General features: G+C 35.6%; 16 protein-coding genes and 1 tRNA gene. 8 read left to right on the forward strand and 9 right to left on the reverse strand.

What is annotated here, in order from left to right; genetic code table 11:
- Window positions 1-7: 7 nt before the first annotated feature.
- On the reverse strand, window positions 8-403 hold the full coding sequence (locus F1003_RS06975; protein ID WP_155088485.1) for a DUF983 domain-containing protein: 396 nt from the start codon (window positions 401-403) through the stop codon (window positions 8-10).
- Window positions 404-513: 110 nt separating this feature from the next.
- On the opposite strand from F1003_RS06975, the gene F1003_RS06980 reads away from it, so the two are divergent.
- The 7 genes from F1003_RS06980 to F1003_RS07010 all read left to right on the forward strand — a co-directional run bounded on the left by F1003_RS06980 (window position 514) and on the right by F1003_RS07010 (window position 9598).
- On the forward strand, window positions 514-2424 hold the full coding sequence (locus F1003_RS06980) for an ABC-F family ATP-binding cassette domain-containing protein (RefSeq protein ID WP_155088486.1): 1911 nt from the start codon (window positions 514-516) through the stop codon (window positions 2422-2424).
- Window positions 2425-2486: 62 nt separating this feature from the next.
- Complete coding sequence (locus F1003_RS06985; protein ID WP_155088487.1) at window positions 2487-3656, forward strand: efflux RND transporter periplasmic adaptor subunit; 1170 nt, start codon at window positions 2487-2489, stop codon at window positions 3654-3656.
- Between the two features lie 3 nt (window positions 3657-3659).
- Entirely contained in the window at window positions 3660-6875 is a 3216-nt protein-coding gene (locus F1003_RS06990; protein WP_155088488.1) for an efflux RND transporter permease subunit, read from the forward strand.
- Window positions 6865-8184, forward strand: coding sequence for a TolC family protein (locus tag F1003_RS06995; protein WP_155088489.1), 1320 nt, complete (start codon window positions 6865-6867; stop codon window positions 8182-8184). Before F1003_RS06990 ends, F1003_RS06995 begins: the two co-directional genes overlap by 11 nt.
- Window positions 8185-8195: 11 nt before the next feature.
- On the forward strand, window positions 8196-8378 hold the full coding sequence (locus F1003_RS07000) for a CPXCG motif-containing cysteine-rich protein (RefSeq protein ID WP_155088490.1): 183 nt from the start codon (window positions 8196-8198) through the stop codon (window positions 8376-8378).
- A 131-nt stretch (window positions 8379-8509) separates the two neighbouring features.
- The gene (locus F1003_RS07005; RefSeq protein ID WP_235898284.1) at window positions 8510-9352 is read left to right on the forward strand and encodes a leucine-rich repeat domain-containing protein; all 843 of its coding nucleotides are present in this window, start codon (window positions 8510-8512) and stop codon (window positions 9350-9352) included.
- 173 nt (window positions 9353-9525) lie between these two features.
- A tRNA-Met gene (locus tag F1003_RS07010) sits at window positions 9526-9598 on the forward strand.
- 48 nt (window positions 9599-9646) lie between these two features.
- Here the strand turns inward: F1003_RS07010 and F1003_RS07015 are convergent.
- Window positions 9647-10186: a hypothetical protein gene (locus tag F1003_RS07015; RefSeq protein WP_155088491.1), complete on the reverse strand. Its 540-nt coding sequence runs from the start codon at window positions 10184-10186 to the stop codon at window positions 9647-9649.
- A gap of 105 nt (window positions 10187-10291) precedes the next feature.
- Here F1003_RS07015 and F1003_RS07020 point away from each other — a divergent pair, with 105 nt between their 5' ends.
- On the forward strand, window positions 10292-10750 hold the full coding sequence (locus F1003_RS07020) for an RNA methyltransferase (protein ID WP_155088492.1): 459 nt from the start codon (window positions 10292-10294) through the stop codon (window positions 10748-10750).
- A 5-nt stretch (window positions 10751-10755) separates the two neighbouring features.
- On the opposite strand, the gene F1003_RS07025 is transcribed toward F1003_RS07020, so the two are convergent.
- The 7 genes from F1003_RS07025 to F1003_RS07055 all read right to left on the reverse strand — a co-directional run bounded on the left by F1003_RS07025 (window position 10756) and on the right by F1003_RS07055 (window position 19262).
- Window positions 10756-13998, reverse strand: a complete 3243-nt coding sequence (locus F1003_RS07025) for a CHAT domain-containing protein (protein ID WP_162306914.1) — start codon at window positions 13996-13998, stop codon at window positions 10756-10758.
- Between the two features lie 7 nt (window positions 13999-14005).
- A complete protein-coding gene (locus tag F1003_RS07030; protein ID WP_235898285.1) occupies window positions 14006-14740 on the reverse strand; it encodes a tetratricopeptide repeat protein in 735 nt (244 codons plus the stop codon).
- Between the two features lie 5 nt (window positions 14741-14745).
- Window positions 14746-15324: an RNA polymerase sigma factor gene (locus F1003_RS07035; protein ID WP_155088495.1), complete on the reverse strand. Its 579-nt coding sequence runs from the start codon at window positions 15322-15324 to the stop codon at window positions 14746-14748.
- Between the two features lie 138 nt (window positions 15325-15462).
- Window positions 15463-16179: a fibronectin type III domain-containing protein gene (locus F1003_RS07040; protein ID WP_155088496.1), complete on the reverse strand. Its 717-nt coding sequence runs from the start codon at window positions 16177-16179 to the stop codon at window positions 15463-15465.
- A 54-nt stretch (window positions 16180-16233) separates the two neighbouring features.
- The gene (locus F1003_RS07045; RefSeq protein WP_155088497.1) at window positions 16234-16854 is read right to left on the reverse strand and encodes a hypothetical protein; all 621 of its coding nucleotides are present in this window, start codon (window positions 16852-16854) and stop codon (window positions 16234-16236) included.
- An 11-nt stretch (window positions 16855-16865) separates the two neighbouring features.
- Entirely contained in the window at window positions 16866-18485 is a 1620-nt protein-coding gene (locus F1003_RS07050; protein WP_155088498.1) for a hypothetical protein, read from the reverse strand.
- 21 nt (window positions 18486-18506) lie between these two features.
- Window positions 18507-19262 (reverse strand): hypothetical protein, encoded by a 756-nt coding sequence (locus F1003_RS07055; protein WP_155088499.1) that lies wholly within the window; start codon window positions 19260-19262, stop codon window positions 18507-18509.
- Window positions 19263-19538: the final 276 nt, after the last annotated feature.

Below are 19538 nucleotides of genomic sequence, written 5' to 3' on the forward strand. Positions count from 1 at the left end.
GGTAAGGCTAGGATGGATTGTTGCTTTCAGCTAAAGATTTATCATAACCCATAAATAAGTTAATCCAAATATTTCGTGATAATCGCATAATTATTGGCATAAATCCTATTAAGGTCAATATTATGGCAAAAAACGCCACAGTAAGGGAAGTCTCAAAAATCACAAAGCTTACAATAAAAGCAGCAACGGCAAAGGCCACACCTAAAGCGTAGCTTACGTACATGGAGCCGTAAAAAAAGGAAGGTTCCATTCTGTATTTTGTTCCACAATGAGAACAATTTTCATTGATCTTTAACGTGTCAGAAAGCACATAAGGGTTTTTAACCGTGTACATAGATTCATGGTGGCATTTTGGACAAGCACCAAAAAGAATACTATAAAGTTTCATTCCTTTTCTAATCATAACGAAAACCTTTACTTTTGAGTTTTTTAAAGCAATACAAAGTTAAGTCTTTATAGATTTTAATTTGTAACAATTGTAACTTTATCTCAATTGTAATATTCAAAAATGCTATGCTGAATATCCATAATTTATCTATTTCGTTTCAAGGCGAATATCTTTTTGAAGATATTACATTTAAGCTCGGTCAAGGTGATCGTGTAGGTCTTATAGGAAAGAATGGAGCGGGTAAATCTACAATGCTAAGAATTCTGGCTAAGGAACAAGAAGCGGATACAGGACAGATAGCAGCAGATAAAGATTTAAAAATCGGGTTTCTAAAACAGGATATAGATTTTGAATTCGGAAAAACAGTTTTAGAAGAGTCCTACGAGGCGTTTAAAGAGATTAAAGCCTGTGAATCTCAACTAGAAAAAATAAACACCCAACTTGCCGAGCGAACGGATTACGAAAGCGAATCGTATAATCAGTTGATGATAGATTTAAATGATATCCAGCATCAATATGAAATTCTTGGTGGATATAATTATCAAGGTGAAACCGAAAAAATTCTTCAAGGCTTAGGATTTAAGCGCGAGGATTTCGATAAACTTACCGATACTTTTTCTGGAGGTTGGCGTATGCGAATAGAACTTGCCAAACTCTTACTTCAAAACAACGATTTGTTGTTACTTGATGAGCCAACCAACCACTTGGATATTGAATCCATAATTTGGTTAGAAAGCTTTCTTAAAAATTACAGCGGAGCGGTTGTAATCGTTTCACACGATAAAATGTTCTTGGATAACGTAACCAACCGAACCATTGAAATTTCATTAGGAAGAATTTACGATTACAACAAACCATACACCAAGTTTTTGGAGTTGCGAAAGGAAATGAAAACACAACAACTCGCTGCTCAAAAAAATCAGGAAAAAGAGATACAACAGACCGAAAAACTGATTGAGAAATTTAGAGCAAAAGCCAGTAAAGCCACCATGGCACAATCGCTTATCAAGAAGCTGGATAGAATGGATAAAATTGAAGTAGATGAGGACGATAACAGTGTAATGAGTTTAAATTTTCCTGTGTCAGTAACGCCAGGAAAAGTTGTTATAAAAGCTGAAAACGTTTCAAAAAGCTATGGTGATTTAAAGGTGTTAAGTAATGTAAACTTGGCGATAGATAGAGATACAAAGACAGCATTTGTTGGACAGAACGGCCAGGGAAAATCAACCTTGGCAAAAATCATTGTTGGTGAGATTGACCATAAGGGAAACTTAGAACTTGGACACAATGTTCAGATTGGTTACTTCGCCCAAAACCAAGCCGAATATTTAGATGGTAACAAAACCATTTTGGATACCATGATTGATGCTGCCAACGAAACTAACAGAAGTAAAGTGCGTGATATTCTGGGTTCATTTTTATTCAGAGGAGATGAAGTGGAAAAATACGTAAAAGTCTTGTCTGGTGGTGAAAGAAACCGATTGGCATTGGCAAAATTGTTATTGCAACCCTTGAATGTTCTCATTATGGATGAGCCAACCAACCACTTGGATATTAAGTCTAAAAATGTCCTCAAAGAAGCACTAAAGAAGTTTGAAGGTACCTTGATTTTAGTATCTCACGATAGGGATTTCCTCCAAGGCTTAACCGACACTGTTTACGAATTCAAAGACCAGAAAATAAAAGAGTATTTAGGTGATATAGATTTTTATTTGGAACAACGCAATATTGAAAATCTTCGTGAAGCTGAAAAAAGAACTGTTGTGGCGGAAAAGCCCAAAGAAAGTAATAAGCAGAGTTACGAAGATCAGAAGAAGTTAAAATCACTCAACAATAAACTCAGTAATATCGAATCTAAAATCAGCCAGCTGGAAAAAGATATCAAATCAGACGATGTAAAACTAGCCACCGATTACGATAAAACGGCTTCAGACCCTCAGTTTTTTGATGCTTACCAAAAGAAGAAAAAATCGCTTGAGAATCTAATGGAAGACTGGGGAGCGATTCAAGAGCAATTAGACGCCCTTAATAATTAAGATTATTTTAACGGCTACCTATAGCGATATCGGTAAATTTGCAATTTACTGACCATTACACTATGTTAAGAAAAGTCATATTTGCCATTTTAGGTATTGTCCTAATTGTAGCTGCTATTTTCGTTGGAAGATATATTAGTAATAACAAAAAGAAACAAAGACCAGTTGCTGAAAAAGTTATTAAAACAGTATTTACGGATACAGTAGAAAATACTACAGTACAAATCGTAATACCTGCAAACGGTAATTTAGTGGCTAAGCGTCGTGTTGAGTTGTATTCTGAAGTTCAGGGCGTTTTTAGGTCCAGTGGAAAACTGTTTAAGCCTGGCCAAGAATACAGAGCAGGAGAGGTGGTTATACGTATTGATGCTTCCGAGTATTATGCCAGTGTGCAATCTGCTAAAAGTAATCTCTATAATTCCATCGCTGCGATAATGCCAGATTTACGGTTGGACTTTCCGGAGGTGTTTCAAAAATGGCAATCTTATCTTAATGAATTCGACTTAGAAAAAACAACACCTAAGTTACCGGAAATGACTTCTGATAAAGAAAACTACTTTATTACTGGTCGAGGTATTGTGTCAAACTATTACAACGTAAAAAATTTAGAACAGCGCTTAGGAAAATACACCATTAGAGCACCATTTTCAGGTATATTAACTGAGGCATTGGTTACTGAAGGTTCACTAATTAGAAATGGCCAAAAATTAGGTGAATATATTGATCCAGATATTTATGAAATGGAAGTTGCATTGAGTAAAACCTATGCAAGTCTATTGAAAGTTGGAGAAGAAGTCGTACTAAATAATCTCGATAATACTGAGACATACAAAGGAAAGGTAACACGCGTCAATGGAAGAATTGATGCCACAACGCAAACAATAACCGCTTTTATCGAAGTAAAGGATAAATCACTTAAAGAAGGCATGTATTTGGAGGCTAATCTAAATGCCAAACAAGAAGAAAATGCTTATGAAATTAACCGAAATTTAGTTCTGGATGGCGAACAGATTTTCGTGGTTCGTGATAGCATTTTGGATGTCATAGATGTTAATCCTGTTTATTTTTCGGACACCAAAGCAGTGGTTAAAAACATACCTGATGGCACAATAATGTTGTCAAAACCTGTTCCTGGCGCTTATGCAGGTATGTTGGTCAAGCCTTTTATGTCTGGTGAAAATGATACAAATGGGCAGAGTACAGCTAACGCTCAATCTAAATCTGCAGAATAGGAAATGAGAAAGGTAATTGCTTATTTCATAAAACACAGTGTAGCTGTGAATGTGGTGGTTTTGGCATTTGTTGTGTTTGGTTTTTTTGGCGCATTCAATCTTAAATCGTCATTCTTTCCTTTAGTTGATTCAAAAAACATAAACATAACTGTTACATACCCTGGTGCTTCGCCACAAGAGGTAGAAGAAGGCATTGTGCTCAAAATAGAGGATAATCTTAAAGGCTTAAATGGTATTGAACGTGTTACTTCCACATCGCGCGAGAACAGTGGAAATATAAATGTTGAAATTGAAAAAGGGAAGGATATCGATTTCATGTTGCTCGAGGTTAAAAATGCCGTGGATCGTGTTCCAACTTTTCCCGTTGGTATGGAACCTTTGATTGTTGCAAAACAAGAAGCGCTAAGGCCAACAATTACCTTTGCAATAAGCGGAAACAATATTCCGCTGGCAACTTTAAAACAAATAGGAAGACAGGTCGAAAATGATTTAAGAGGTATTGACGGTATTTCGCAAATTCAGATTTCAGGCTATCCTCAAGAAGAAATTGAAATTGCCGTTAATGAAACAAGTCTTTTAGCATATAACCTTACATTTTCAGAAGTAGCTCAAGCTGTTAATCAAGCTAGTTTAATCACTACTGGTGGCACAATAAAAACAGATGCAGAAGAGTATTTGATTAGGGCGAATAACCGGTCGTACTATGCAGATGAACTTTCAAATCTCGTTGTAAAGTCTGATGCTTCAGGTCGAAAAATTCAACTAAAGGATATCGCTGAAGTTCGCGACCAGTTTTCTGAAACACCAAATGCAAGTTATTTCAATAAAAACCTGTCCATCAATGTCACTATTACAAGTACCAATAACGAAGATTTAATTTCTTCTGCGGATAAGACAAAAGCCTATATTGAAGAATTCAACCAGAAATATGATAATGTTCAACTCAATGTGGTCAGGGATTTATCGACCACATTGGTTCAACGTACCGAATTGCTAACGGAAAATGCCATCATAGGTATGATTCTCGTTCTATTATTTTTATCACTTTTCTTAAATACAAGATTGGCATTTTGGGTGGCATTTGGATTACCAATTTCTTTTCTAGGTATGTTTATGTTTGCAGGCTATTTTAATGTAACCATAAATGTACTCTCACTTTTTGGGATGATAATTGTCATTGGTATTTTGGTGGATGATGGTATTGTTATAGCCGAAAATATATATCAACATTACGAAAAAGGAAAAACGCCAGAACAAGCCGCTATCGATGGTGTTATGGAAGTATTACCAGCAATCGTATCGGCCATTACAACTACCATTTTAGCTTTTGGAATATTTCTGTTTTTAGATGGAAGAATTGGCGAATTTTTTGGGGAGGTTTCAGTCATAGTGATACTGACTTTGGTCGTCTCATTGGTAGAGGCATTAATTATTTTACCTGCGCATTTGGCACATTCCAAGGCATTGCGAAAGCAAAAAAAAGAACAGAAAACAGGAATTGCTGGAGTCTTTCAAAAAGTGTTTTCAAAATTACGTTATGCAAATACGCTCGGAGATCGCATAATGCGATGGCTTCGTGATAATGTATACAGTCCAATACTGCGATTTTCACTTAATTATAAGGTTTTAGCCTTTTCACTTTTTATTGTGTTTTTTATCTTAACGCAAGCCAGTGTCAATGGAGGCATTATACGTGTTGCTTTTTTTCCACAGATTGCCAGTGATGAAGTTACCATAAATTTGGATATGCCCAATGGTACTAATGAAAAAGTCACCGACAGTATTATCACATATATCGAAAATAAAGCGATTGAAGTCACCAATGCGATTGACGAAGAATACCTTGGTGATGAATACGAGAAACATCTCGTGGAGAATATGATTCGGAATATTGGACCAGGTTCAGCTACAGCATCTTTGGTCATTAACTTATTACCAGGAGAGGAGCGTCCCAATGAAATTACCTCATCTTTGGTAACCAATCGTATTCAGGAAGCCGTTGGTCCAGTATTGGGAGTAGAAAGTTTGGTGTTTGGAGGTGGAGGCAACTTTGGAGGGAGTCCGGTTTCGGTATCACTTTTAGGTAACAATATTGATGAACTAAAAGCCGTTAAAAAAGAATTAAAACAGAATCTTGAAAGTAATGTTTTACTGAAAGATGTTACTGATAACGATCCTGCTGGTATAAAGGAAATTAGGTTAGAACTCAAAGACAATGCCTATGCACTAGGCTTAAATTTGAGATCCGTAATGCAGGAGGTCAGATCAGCATTTTTTGGTGCGCAGGCACAGCGTTTTCAGAGAGGTCAGGATGAAATAAGGGTTTGGGTACGCTATAATCGTGAAGACCGTTCCTCGATTAATAATTTGGATAATATGCGAATTACCACACCAAGTGGTCAAAAGGTTCCGCTTGAAGAAATTGCCAATTATACCATTGAACGTGGGGATGTTGCCATAAATCACTTGGAAAGCAGACGAGAAATTCAAGTTTCAGCAGATATCAAAGATCCAAAGAAAACAAGTTCTACAGATGTCATGGCCGAAATCAGAGATGAGGTAATGCCAGAAATTTTATCAAAATATCCAACCGTAACACCGTCTTATGAAGGGCAAAATAGAGAGCGACTAAAATTGACTAATTCCCTTGGCCCTGTTGGCTTAATAGTTCTAGCTCTAATCTATATTGTCATAGCTTTTACATTTAGAAGCTACAGTCAACCTCTGTTATTACTGCTAATGATTCCGTTAAGTTTACCAGCTGTGGCTTGGGGACACTGGATTCACGATTTCCCATTAAATATATTATCAATGTTGGGCATCATCGCATTAATTGGTATTATGGTTAATGATGGTTTGGTATTGATAAGTAAATTCAACAGTAATCTGCGTGAAGGCTTATCGTTTGATGAAGCACTTTACGAAGCTGGTCGCTCACGCTTTAGAGCTATATTTTTAACTTCGATAACTACGGTTGCAGGTCTGGCACCATTGATTTTTGAAGAAAGTAGGCAGGCACAATTTTTAATCCCAATGGCAGTTTCTATTGCCTATGGAATTGGTTTTGCCACGGTTTTAACATTGGTGGTTTTGCCAATTTTCTTGTCCTTTAGTAATTTCCTAAAACAGAAAACAAAATGGTTAGTTACGAATAGAGATATCTCAAAAGAAGAAGTAGAACGCGCCATTAAAGAACAGAATGAAAGCAATGCACATTAAAGTATATATCACATTAGTTTCAGTTGTCTTCGGAATGTTTTTGAACGCACAACAGGTACTTTCTACCGAAGAAGCTGTTAGGTTAACGTTGGAAAACAATTACGGTATAAAAATTACAACAAATAATGTCGAAGTTGCCGATAACAACCAAGGTATTTTAAACTCTGGTTATCTGCCAACACTTACGGGAAATGCAGGAGCATCAATAGACGTTCAAAACACTGAAGGTCAGCTGGCCAATGGAGAAACAAGAGTCGCAGAAGGTGCGGAAACACGACGATACAATGCATCAATAAACCTCAATTACACACTGTTTGATGGATTGGGGAGATTGTACAATTACAGACGTTTAAAAGAACAATATCAGTTGTCAGAATTGGAAGCTCGAGAAACAATTGAAACTACGATGTTACAAATGTTCACCATATATTATTCTGTGGCACAACTTTCTGAAAACACTGAGGCATTGGAAGAAACACTCCTAATCTCTAAAGACCGATTGACACGGGCTGGTTATCAATTTGATTATGGGCAAAGCACTAAGCTTGAAGTTTTAAATGCTGAAGTAGATATCAACAATGATAGTATTAATTTAATAAACATTAAGCAACAACTTAAAAATACGAAACGCGATTTAAACGTAGTAATGGGTAATGCTTATGCCCAAGACTTTAATGTAGATACAGATCTCAATTTTCTACTGCAACTCGATAAGGAAACATTGTTAGAGAAGATGATAGCCAATAACGTAACGCTTCTGCAGGCACAGAGAAATATAAACATAAGCCAATTTGATATAAAGTCTAGTAAGGCTCGATTTTTACCAAATCTTGGTCTGGTAGGTTCTTACGGTTGGAATGAATCCAATAATAATAGTCCGTTAGCCTTTACGCTCCAGAATACAAGTTCTGGTGTTTCTGCAGGATTAAATCTTACTTGGAACCTTTTTGATGGAGGTAGTACAATAACTCAAGTTAAAAACACTAAGATTTTATTAGAAAATCAAAAGCTTCAGCAAGAACAGTTGTTGATGGATGTAGAACGTAATTTCAACAATGCATGGGATGATTACCAAAATAAATTAGTAATATACCAAGTTCAGGAAAAAAATATTAAAACATCAGAAAATAACTTTGAACGTACGCAGGAAAAATTCAAATTAGGTCAGGTAACATCAATAGAATTTAGACAAGCGCAACTCAATTTGCTAAACGCAGAACTAAGCCGGAATCAAGCAAAATACGATGCTAAATTAGCGGAACTGACCGTGCTGCAATTAAGTGGTGAATTATTAAATGTTCAATTATAATATTTGGTAAAATGGAAGAGCAATTTTTTCAATGTCCATATTGCTGGGAGCAGATCTCCATGTTAATTGATACTTCACAACATCACCAAATCTACATTGAAGATTGTGAAATATGTTGCAACCCTATTCAACTTTCAATTACTGTTTTAGATCAAGAAATCACAAGTTTTCAGGCCGAAAACATAGAACAGTAAAAATACTTATGTATCTGAAAATCAACATTATATATTTTTTAAGTATGCAGTTCATCGAAAAAATTTGCAGTTTAAGCGAATAGCATCTATATTCGAATAGTTTATGTGCCCCTCCACAAAAATCTGCTATTATGAAAACTATAAAACTAACACTACTATGTTGCTTGCTTTCTGCATTTACATTTGCAAACGTATCCCAAAGCGAAAAAGACGCTCTACTAGCACTTTATAATGCGACTAATGGTAGTTCATGGAATACCTCTTGGGATATTGATCAGCCAGTTTCAGATTGGTATGGATTAACTATTGAAAACGATAAAGTTGTAGCTATTAACTTAAGCTTTAACAACCTTGTTGGTCAATTACCGAATGAAATTTCTAGTTTAGAATCACTTAGAGTTTTAAACCTTTCTTTTAATAAATTAGAGGGAGAATTACCTAAAACACTAACTACAATGTTGAGTCTAGAGGAACTCAAGTTATTTTCAAATAATTTCAATGGATCTATTCCTTCAGAAATAGGAAATTTAACTAATCTGAAATCTTTGGAATTATATAATAATGACTTTTTTGGTGAGATTCCAACTTCTATAGGAAATTTATCTAAATTAGAAATATTAATCTTAAGTAGTAATCAATTAATGGGAAAATTGCCCGTAAGTATTTCTCAACTCAAATCTTTAAAGGTCTTAAGTCTTTTTGATAATGCTTTATTAGGCACGATTCCATCCGCAATAGGTGAGTTGGCCCAATTAGAGGAATTGGTATTATCTAACAATGCATTTTATGGAAATTTACCAGGTGAATTAGCACAATTAACTAATCTTAAGACTTTGTTATTAAGTAATAATGGTTTTAAAGGTAATTATGCCGCGCTTAAGGATAAGCTGCCTAACATCGTAGATTTTGATATAGATGATGCTAATAAAAAAGGTGCATTAGCGACATTAGATACTGAAGACGACGACGATTAAAATAATCTTACTTATAAAAGAGTTAGTTAATAGCGCTTAGTAAATAATCTAAGCGTTATTTTTTTGTTTTAATACTTGCTAAAATTAAAAAGCGTTGTATATTTGCAGTCCAATATTTCTGTCGGCATTATGAACCGAAGGTTAAAAGCTAAGTGAAGCATTGGAAATTAAATCGCGGGATAGAGCAGTAGGTAGCTCGTCGGGCTCATAACCCGAAGGTCACTGGTTCGAGTCCAGTTCCCGCTACAAAGAAAGCCTCTTGATTTCTCAAGAGGCTTTTATTTTTCGATTCTGCTAAACACGCTTCTTTTCAATAGTGTTTGTTTTCTTTTCTTTCTTTTCAGTCTCTTCTGGTGGGATGATATATCTATGGTTGTCATTAAAAAACTGTTGCCTCATGGCTTCCATACGCTTCATCATATCGTCCATATTTGGAAAATTTGAGTTAAGGCCACCTGAAAAGAAGTCTTCCTTAAAAATATCATCAGAAAAGAACTGTTTCATAATAGAATCGTGCTTCATAAAGCCATTGCCGTTTTGTGACTGAAACATTGAGAAACGCTTGCGCATCATGGACTGCATTTCATTGAAAATACTATCATTGTCCATGCCTTTTAAGTTATCAGATGAAGACCAAGAATAAATAGAATCGTAACGGATTATATTTCCATTTTCATCAACTTCTTTATTGACTTTCCAACTACCTTTAGGTTTCGCATTAGAGTCTTGTGATGTTTCAGACTTTACGATTTTATCTTTTGGTGTTTCGGAATTCTGTGCGTTACAGCTTGTAGCTAAAATTGCTACAAACAAAAAGAGCATTACTTTTTTCATTTTATTACAATTTTAAGTTATACAATACCTTAAATTTTGCGCAAAAAAAATGCCAATTTATACTGAGCCTTACATTTTGTCAGATAGTTTTATTTTTGCATTTGTATGAATGACAATTTAACCAACGAATTCTTTGGAATAGGCATCCAAAACGGAAAGACACCAGAAAACTTAGGTGTACTTTGGCGTTCCGCACAAAATCTTGGCGCCAGTTTTATTTTTACTATTGGCAATCGTTATGCAAAACAAGCCTGTGACACACATAATGCTGTAAAATCTATGCCTTATTTTCATTATGAAACGTTTGAAGAATTCTTCAATAATTTGCCAAAAGGGGCAAGATTGGTTGGAGTTGAATTGACTGATGAAGCAGAGGATTTAGAAACATTTCATCATCCGAGACGTTGTGTGTATTTATTAGGAGCAGAAGATCATGGTCTGTCTAAACGAGCGATAGAGAAAAGTCACTTCTTGGTTAAGTTTAAGTCGCAATTGAGCCTTAATGTTTCTGTTGCTGGAAGTATTGTAATGTACGATCGTGGCTTAGCTAAACCACGTTCTTAAGTTAATTATTTAGATGTTCTCAATCTTCTTTTTGAAGCTATTCTGTTTTTTACGAAAAAGAACAATGCAAAAAGCACAATTACAAAGAGCAATGCCCAAATCCACCATAAATTAAAAGGTTGAAAATCAATTGGACTAGCATCACCAATCAATACCAACCCAGCCCAATATTCAGGAGAGAGAGTTCTGCCTTCAGCAGTTGACAGATAGTCTAACTTGGCTTTTTGCAAAGCTTCATCTTTGGGTAACCCCATTTTTAAATGACCGTAAAAATTTTCAATAATCTTGGAGCTAGATTTTTCGTCAATCTTCCATAAACTGGTTAAAATACTTTCACTACCAGCATAATTAAATGCGTGGGCTAAGGATATCATTCCTTCTCCTGGCTGAAATGTAGGTTTTCCTGTTTCGCAAGCCGTCAGAATTGCCAAGTTAGAAGCTAGATTTTGGTTGTAGATTTCGAACGTGTAAAGCGAATTGTTTTCGTCTTCAGTATTTTTAGCAAAAATTAACCTCGAAAATTCAGGGGACACATTATCTGATTCTGCATGTGTTCCAATATGAATAATTTTATGCTCTTTGGCACTATTGGTAAAAACTTGTTTTGAAGCTTTTTCATTTAAAAATGAATCTCCGTTAAAGAACTTCGAATAGCTCTCTGCTAGGTCTTTGGCAAATGGCTGAGGTAATAATTTTAAATAGGTGTAGTCAATATTTACCGAATCCTTAATTGCTATTTTGTAATTGTTTTTCATGTCTTCGCTAAACTCTGGTGCGAACCCAATAAAGTTAGAGTCATACCCAACAGGTTGACTGTTTTTGTCAATTAAAAATAAACTGTAATTGTATGAGATCTGGTGCTGTGCTAAAAGGCTGTTGGTTTGGAGCTCACTGTATGTTTCACATGGCTCTGGAGTCAATAAGTCGAAGCTGAGGTTAAAGAGTTCTTTATCTGGAATTATAATAACACGCTTAGTGCTAATATGCTTAGCTATCGGCTGCCAAAGTATATTATACAGTTCTGATTGAAGCTGAAAGGACGGTTGTAATTGCTTTAGTTTGGCATTTAATTCCGAAATTTTGAATTTTAAATTATCTGATGCAATAGGTGCCAATTCAATTTTAGAACTGCTGATCACAAAAGCATATAATTGATTATCAATGAAAAGATATCTCACTAAAGTGGATGCTTCAGGAATTTTATCCTTTATATTTTGAAGCGATTGAGATATGGATGAATAACGAAGTTTATAGTATTCAGGATGGTCTTCTTTAAGTTCTTCTAAGAAACTATTCCATGCCTTTTCATTTTCTATAAATGTGTTGAAATTAGCATCTCCCTCTAGAAAACTGTTAAGTCGATTTCGTAGTGTTCTTTCTTTTTCAAGAACATCAGAAGGTAAATTAGCGGTAAGCTCAACTGAAGTAGAATTTAGTCTATTTCTTATTTTGTGATAAATCATAGACTCGTGATAGCCTAGTAAATCTTCAAGGTATTTTTCCTCTTGTGTTAGATTAAATAGTTCTAAGTTCAATTCTTTAGCAACTCTAAAAACACCAATATTATCTTGAATTAAAATTGCAGTTGAACTGTCATTGGTAATGATTGATTTTTTTTCCTCTAAAATGTTTATAGCGTTGTCGATTTCTACCAGCTTAGCTTTTAAGAAGGCTATGCTTTTATATGGATTTAATTTTAACTCTGTTTTTACCTTCAATAAAATACCACTAACCCTATTAGTTTCCACTTGAAGGTTGTTTAGTTGGCTATTTTTTACAAAATCGTTGGAGTCTAATAAATCAATAGCTTCATTGCAATAGGACAACGCATTTTCATAATCTCCGAGTTGATAATAAATGTCAGCTAAATTGAGTTTCTGGTAATACTCTAGCAACGTGTGCTCTCCTTGATTGGCCTTAATATATTCCAAAGCTTCAGTTGCCATGGACAATGCTTTGTCTTTTTCACCTATTTGGGCATAGAAATTAGAAGCATTAACAGTAAAATCGAGATAAATCTCATCGTAATAATTACCCAATGACGCTTTATAGTATTTTTCACTTTCTTCAAAATGTCTTCTTGCTTCAACTATGTCTTCAGTATCTAGCTTTAACATGGCTTTGTGGTAATTGGCATCTGCTAACCAATAGTTATTTCCTCCCTTATTCGTGCTAAACGCTCTAATACCTTCATCTAAAAACCTATCAGCTTCTTCATAATTTTTTAAAGCTAAATTGGCTTGTCCCAACAATATTTTTCCTTTCGTGATTTCTGGACTCTCAGGATTTAGATGTTTTATTTTTTGTGTGTAAGCATAGGTAATAAGCTGATGGGCTTTTTTAAAATCGCCAATATCTTTATACATACCAGCGTAATTCTCTATGGCCTGAAACAGAAATTCGCGTGTATTGTTTCGCCGTGCATCACTAATATCCTCTTTTAAATAAGACGACAGGTTGTTAACGGTGGTTTGCATGGCTGCAATAGCAGCATCCATATCGCCTTTGAGGCTATGTACACCTGCGATATTGTTATTTAGTGAAGCAGGACGGTAATACATATTCCATGGTGTTTTCTCTAATAACTTTAGTGTTTTTTCTGCTTCTTTGAAGTAATAGACGGCACTGTCGTATTTTGAAGCGTACCACATCATGGCTCCCATAGAATTATAAGTGCGATAATAGCTGTCGTTATCAGAATCAGTATCGCTTTGTAAAGACTTAAGGGCTTTTCTGTGATATTCTGTTCCTTTGGATATGTCCCCTAGCCTTGAGTAGAATACGCCAAGGTTACTCTGTACTAAAGCATAGTCTCTTCCTGAAGCATTTGGCATTTGTTTTGTAAGTTCCAAAGCTTTGTGGTTATAGTTTTTTGCAGTTTCAGAATCTCCAATAGACTCATAAAAGGCGCCAGTTTCTAATGCCAGTTGCCTTAATGCTTTTTTGTTATCCGTTAAGGACTCAATTTTAGTTTCAAAGCTGTTAATTGCCTTATTGGCAGAGGTATTGCCGATTGTTTTTGATTCAATTTTGCCTAAATAGTAAACATAATCGGCGACCTTAATAAATTCCTTTCTTGCAATGAGGGAATCGATATGTTTGGTAGTAAATGCCTTTGCGCTTTTAAGGTTACCTTCAGCAAGGAATTTGTCTAGTTGCTTTAGATTTTGTTCTGTAGTGTTTTGACCATGTACTGAGCCAACAAGGCCCACTAATGCTAAAAGTAATAGTGTAAAAGCTTTAGACATATACATCTTAGTCTAGTTTTTTAAGTAGGTCTTTGCTTTTGGGTACATTCGTTTTTTTAAGAGCACTAATCGCTGCATCTGTATTACCAGATTTTAAATATGCCAATCCTAAATAATAGTAAGCCTCATTTTTAAAGGCACCATCATTCGATTCGGTTACTGTTTTAAGGTGGTTTATAGCTTCATTAATTTTATCATTTGCCATCAGTGCTGAACCTATAAAGTAGTTTAGTGTATCACTTTTCGGTTTAGCTTCTAGCAATACCTTCCATTTTTGACCAGCCGTATTATAATCACCTTGCTTGTAATCTACCATGGCTTCATAGAATTCATAATTATCAGTACTGCTCATGGTGGTAGGCAATCCAGGATCTGGCGTAAAATAATTTGAATACAACCTATCGTTGCTATTGCCATTGAATAGCCAAAAACTTCCTAACCCAATGATTAATACTGCGGCAACGGCTATACGTTTCCAGTGGAGTGACTTAACTTTTGGCTCATTAGTTGTAATGTCTTCTTGCGAATTAGGCATTTCATCATGAAATTCATCTAATTGCTCTTTCATCACTTGGGTTTCAAGACCTGTTAAAATGGTTTTTATGTCTTCAACCTTTGAGGCGAAACCCTCTTCATTTTTCAGTCTGTTTTCAAATACCATCACATCTTCATCTGATAGCTGACCATTAAGGTAAGCTTCAATGCTTTCAAATTCTTCTTGTGAAATATCATTTAGGTTCATCACTATTAACTGTTTTTTAGGGCTATTTGTTTTAATTTTTGCATACAACGATACTTTTTATTTCGGGTTGAAGCAGAATCTAATGATAGCTCTTCAGCAATAAGATTCATGGACTTTTTTTCAAAATAAAACATACGTAGTAAGCTTCTACATGCTTCACCTAAATTTTTAAAGGCTAGCATTACATCTTCTAATCGTTTATCCTTTAAAATGTCATCATCGATGCCATTATCTTCTTCATCTTTTATTTCAAAATGTTGTAATTGGGAAGCTACGATCGTTTTTTTATAGCCTTTTGAACGCAGTACATCCATCCATTTGTTTTTAGCAATGGTATAAAGGTAACCGTTGATGGATGATTCTGTTGCTGGAACAAATTTATCTTGTTTTATATTTTGCCAAAGGGCTAAAAAAGCTTCTTGATAAATGTCCTTGGCATGTTCTTTTGTGCCATTATTTTTTAATACAAGAATTTCAACTTTCGGGTAATTTTTGGTGTAAATACTTTTTAAAGTTGAAGAATCATTGTTCTTAATAGCATCAATTACTTGAAGTTTTTGGTGAATTTTGTATGCTTCCCTCATGTTAATAGCTAAACATTAGAAAGATACGATTATTTCAATTTTAAACAATACTAAGTTGATGAAAGACTTTTTTAAGTAGTTGAATTTACAGTTCTACCTAAAAAAGTCTTTTTAAATGGCTTTCTAAAATGATTGGTATTAGTTTTGTTCACCAACAATTATAGTTACTCTGGCAGTCGCAATTACGGATTCGCAATTTGCGATTGCTGAATCTAAATAAATTAGGGAACCGCTGCCTGTACTTGTATTGGCATGATAAACACCTGGAGTATATTCTGTTAGATGGCTAGAGCCTGAGCCCACGTTATTACCTGTTGGCAGGTTGGAATCTGGCGTCCATGTGTATGTTCTACCGACGTTTGAAGGTATGGGGTCTGGGCTATATTCCAATATTTCTAAATGATAACTAATGGCATCCTCCACGGCTTCAACTTCAAAATAGTTCACAATACCATAGCCTCCGGCGCCTTCCCACCATCTACATTCAATATTTACCTCAAAGATTAATACTTCTGGTTCTGTAGTGAAGAAAAATGCTGCTTGTGAAGTACCACCATTGCCATCTCTGGCTTCCACATAGCCTTCGTATAATGTCTCTGGTTCTAGACCCGAAAACGAATAAGATAAAGTCGTACCACCCGAAGCAATTTCTTGTCCGTCTAAAATTATAGCATAAGTAACGTCATCACCATCTGGATCTAAAGATTCAGTCCATTCTATGGTTGCCCCATCAAATCGAATATCCGTGGTATTTGCCGAAAATATTCCTGGTGCGGTATTATTTGGATCGTCGTTATCTGAACATCCCATAAATGTCAATAGTGCAATAATTAAAATGTAAGCGTAGTTTTTCATGATTGTTTTGTTTTTAAAAGTTTTTTATACATCGAGAGGATTTAAGAAATGTCATCATTGATTTTTTGAAATGGCACTTTTACCAGCCCAACCACCTCCAATAACAACAAGTAAAATGCCTGCCCATCGCATCACATTAAACCCTGAGGATGGTGCATCCATATCAAACTCAAAAACAGATTTACCGAATGCGTTTTTATCGGTTTTTATATTTTTAGCCTCTTTGGGTAGCTCTATTATGAAGGTTTGTTGCAAACCTCCTCCATATTCTGGTGGGCTACTAACAAGCATATATTTGTTTTCGGCTAACTCAGTCAACTGTGCATTTTTCTGTTCTGTATCTACCATCCATTTGCCACGTTTATTGATTTCACATGCACCATAAGCGTTTAGGCTCAAATTAAAAGAACGATTCATGTCATCTTTTTCTAACTTAAAATCATCCAGAAAATAAGCTGGCATGCCACGTTCTATGTCGCGCTTTAAAGCTGAAGGATTATTACCGTAATTACTGTTCCAGATTTGCCATTCTTGTGCATTCATGCTCATGGAGATATTGAGCTTTGCATTTCCAATGGAATCGATTCGCATTTCAATTTTTTGCTGTGACTGTGCATTGATTTTCATTCCGAAAAGCAATACACATACAATGATATTTTTTACTAATGTTTTCATGATGTTATATTTTATCTAATGCTGTTATAAACTTGGTTGATGATTCCTGAATTCTGTTGGTACATATAATCTGGCGAGCCAACGGCAACAAACCTGATGCCTTGACGGGTTTGTAATATTTTACCAATCCAGTTGAATGTTCCATTACTGGAATAGGTTTGTCCAATAAGTCCATTGCCACCATTAGCCTGGTATTGCATTTCCATTCCAAAATTCATCATATGTTGATTGATTGTGAGCATGGCATCTTGAACGTTATTTGTCTGAACATCAAAGACGCTAACCGTAGTCGATTGATCTGGTGCCATAACCTGTGCCGTTAAAATTGGCATTTGAGGTGCTGGTTGCATTACGGTTTGCCAGCCAGATGGAATAGCAAATGAGAGCGCATTATTATTGGTGCGAATGCGATTATCTGGAACTCTAATTGTATTGTTTCCATTGTTGTTCGGCTGTACTTGTTGCCCATCAGACCAAGATGCCACAATATCATCTACTTTTTTGCGCATAAAATCATTGTCCTTCAAGTCCATGGAGGTTACACCTTGCGCATTAACATTATGAATATCAACAATGGTATAGCGTGGGTCTCCAGCTTGTGATTGTTGTATAAACTTGTTCAGTTGTTTTTGCCCTTGTTTAAAAGCATCTTCAGCGCTCATAATATTGCCCAAGCCTTCGCCACCAATACCAGTAGCTTCAATGGCGTAGTATTGCCCGTTCATTCTAAAACCAGGATAGGCGTGGCCAGGCACCATGTAAATAATAGGGTCTATACCAGCGGCTGAAAGTACACTAGCGTATAAAACGCTCAACTCAATACAAAGTCCAGTATTCCCTGTAATAACTTCTCGTGGTAATCGTACTTGCTGTACAATACTCTGCACATCTTCTGTAGATTTCGGAATGCCTTTAGTACCGCTATATACCATGTGTGATCTTCTTGTGGCTTCATAAATGCCAGTTAAAAATCTTACGGCATCTTCTGGTTTGCGAGTTACTGAGGCTGATTCGCCCTTTAATAATTTTTCTTGAAGATTTTGAGTGTAATATTTTACGATAGGATCGTTTGGTGTAACAAAACATGCGATAAGTGCATCATTGTCATACATATCTGCCCAAGAACTGATCTCTTCAGACTTTATGCCTGTGTAAACATATTCGTTTCTATTGGTAAGTTTAAAGCTGAAATCCTCTTCAATGATATCATCATCATCTGCGCCATCCCAAGTGATTTCTATTTCGGCTTTTTCAACAGATTCGGTGGTTTTTTCTGTGATGTCATTTTTAAATTTTGGATAGCATGGCACCACCAATGTTTGTCCTGGAAACATCTCACCAGAAACGGTGAGTTCTGTCCAATCTACATAATTCGGAATGCGGTATTTTACCGTAACATCTTCCAAAGTTTGAGAAGAATTATTGGTAATTTTCGCTTTGAACAAATAGTATTTTCCGTCCATGGCATCAGGATTGGCGTAAACTCGATGAGCTGCTGGCATAATAAAAGACGATTTTTCAATGCTAATGTCAATATCATCAGCATTCCCTTTTTTTGAACCCATAAAGCTAAAGGCTGTTAGAACAAGTCCAACTGCACATAAAGCTAATGGAATGGCTAGTTTTTTCATGATTAATTAATTTTAAGATTATTATTGTCGTTGTGGATCGAATGGAAAATTATCTTGGTTATCTGGTGTGCCGTCTAGATCGGAATCCCTTACGTTATCATCAATAATTAGAAGTTGCCAATGGATTGGAAGAAATACATCCATTACAAGATTATCAAATTCTGCAGTTGGTCCAGAAGCAACTGATACCGAAGCAAAAGTAGAGCCCAATGATGTTTCAAAATATGAATTGATAGCAACCAGAGCTGTTATGTTACCAAATCGAATAATGCGTGTACTGGTACTTATAATGAAACTACCTTGAGGTTGTGTAAAGTTTTGTTCGCAGTCAACGTTAAAATTTCCTGTGTGGCCATAAAAAGCAAATAATCCATTGACCTCTGCAGCAACTATGTCTAAGATGTTGACTTGGCTTAGAGAGGAAAGTCCAGGGACGTAACGCCATAACACTTGATTGTCGTTTCTCAGAACGTTAACTCCCAAACCAGCTTGCGATTCTGACGCGTTATAACCTTGAGGCACAGTGAAGCCTAATGCTGGGTATTGACTATGGATAAACTGTTGCCCTGGATTGGCTATAGTAGGTATTTGAGTCAGAGGTAAAGGTATTCCGTGAGCGTTGGCATAATATGCTGCTGTAGGACCAGAGACATTATTGCATAGATCCGTTGAAAAGTTGTTGAGGTTATTTGAGCTGTTGTTGTCATTGGAATCCGAACTGCAAGACACAAACAATAGAACTAGAATTACAATTTTTAAATAGTGATAAGGTTTCATAATAGAGAGTTTTGGTTTGTTTCTTCTATATCGAAAAACCTTTAAAATGTCATCGTTGGATTAAAAGCTTACACAAATTAATTATAGGGACAGATGTCAGTTAACCGATAATTCGGTTATATAAATTGATGTAAATCAATAATTTAAATTATTTAATTATCTTTAAATGTCCTTCTGAAGGAAAACCTAGGAAATTCCTATCCAAATCTTCATTTATTTTTCTTTTGGTTATAAGTGTCGTCATCATGATGACTTTATGACATTGAACTATGTTAT

This window comes from Winogradskyella ouciana (genome assembly GCF_009709615.1).
In the GTDB taxonomy this organism is placed as follows: Bacteria; Bacteroidota; Bacteroidia; order Flavobacteriales; family Flavobacteriaceae; genus Winogradskyella; species Winogradskyella ouciana.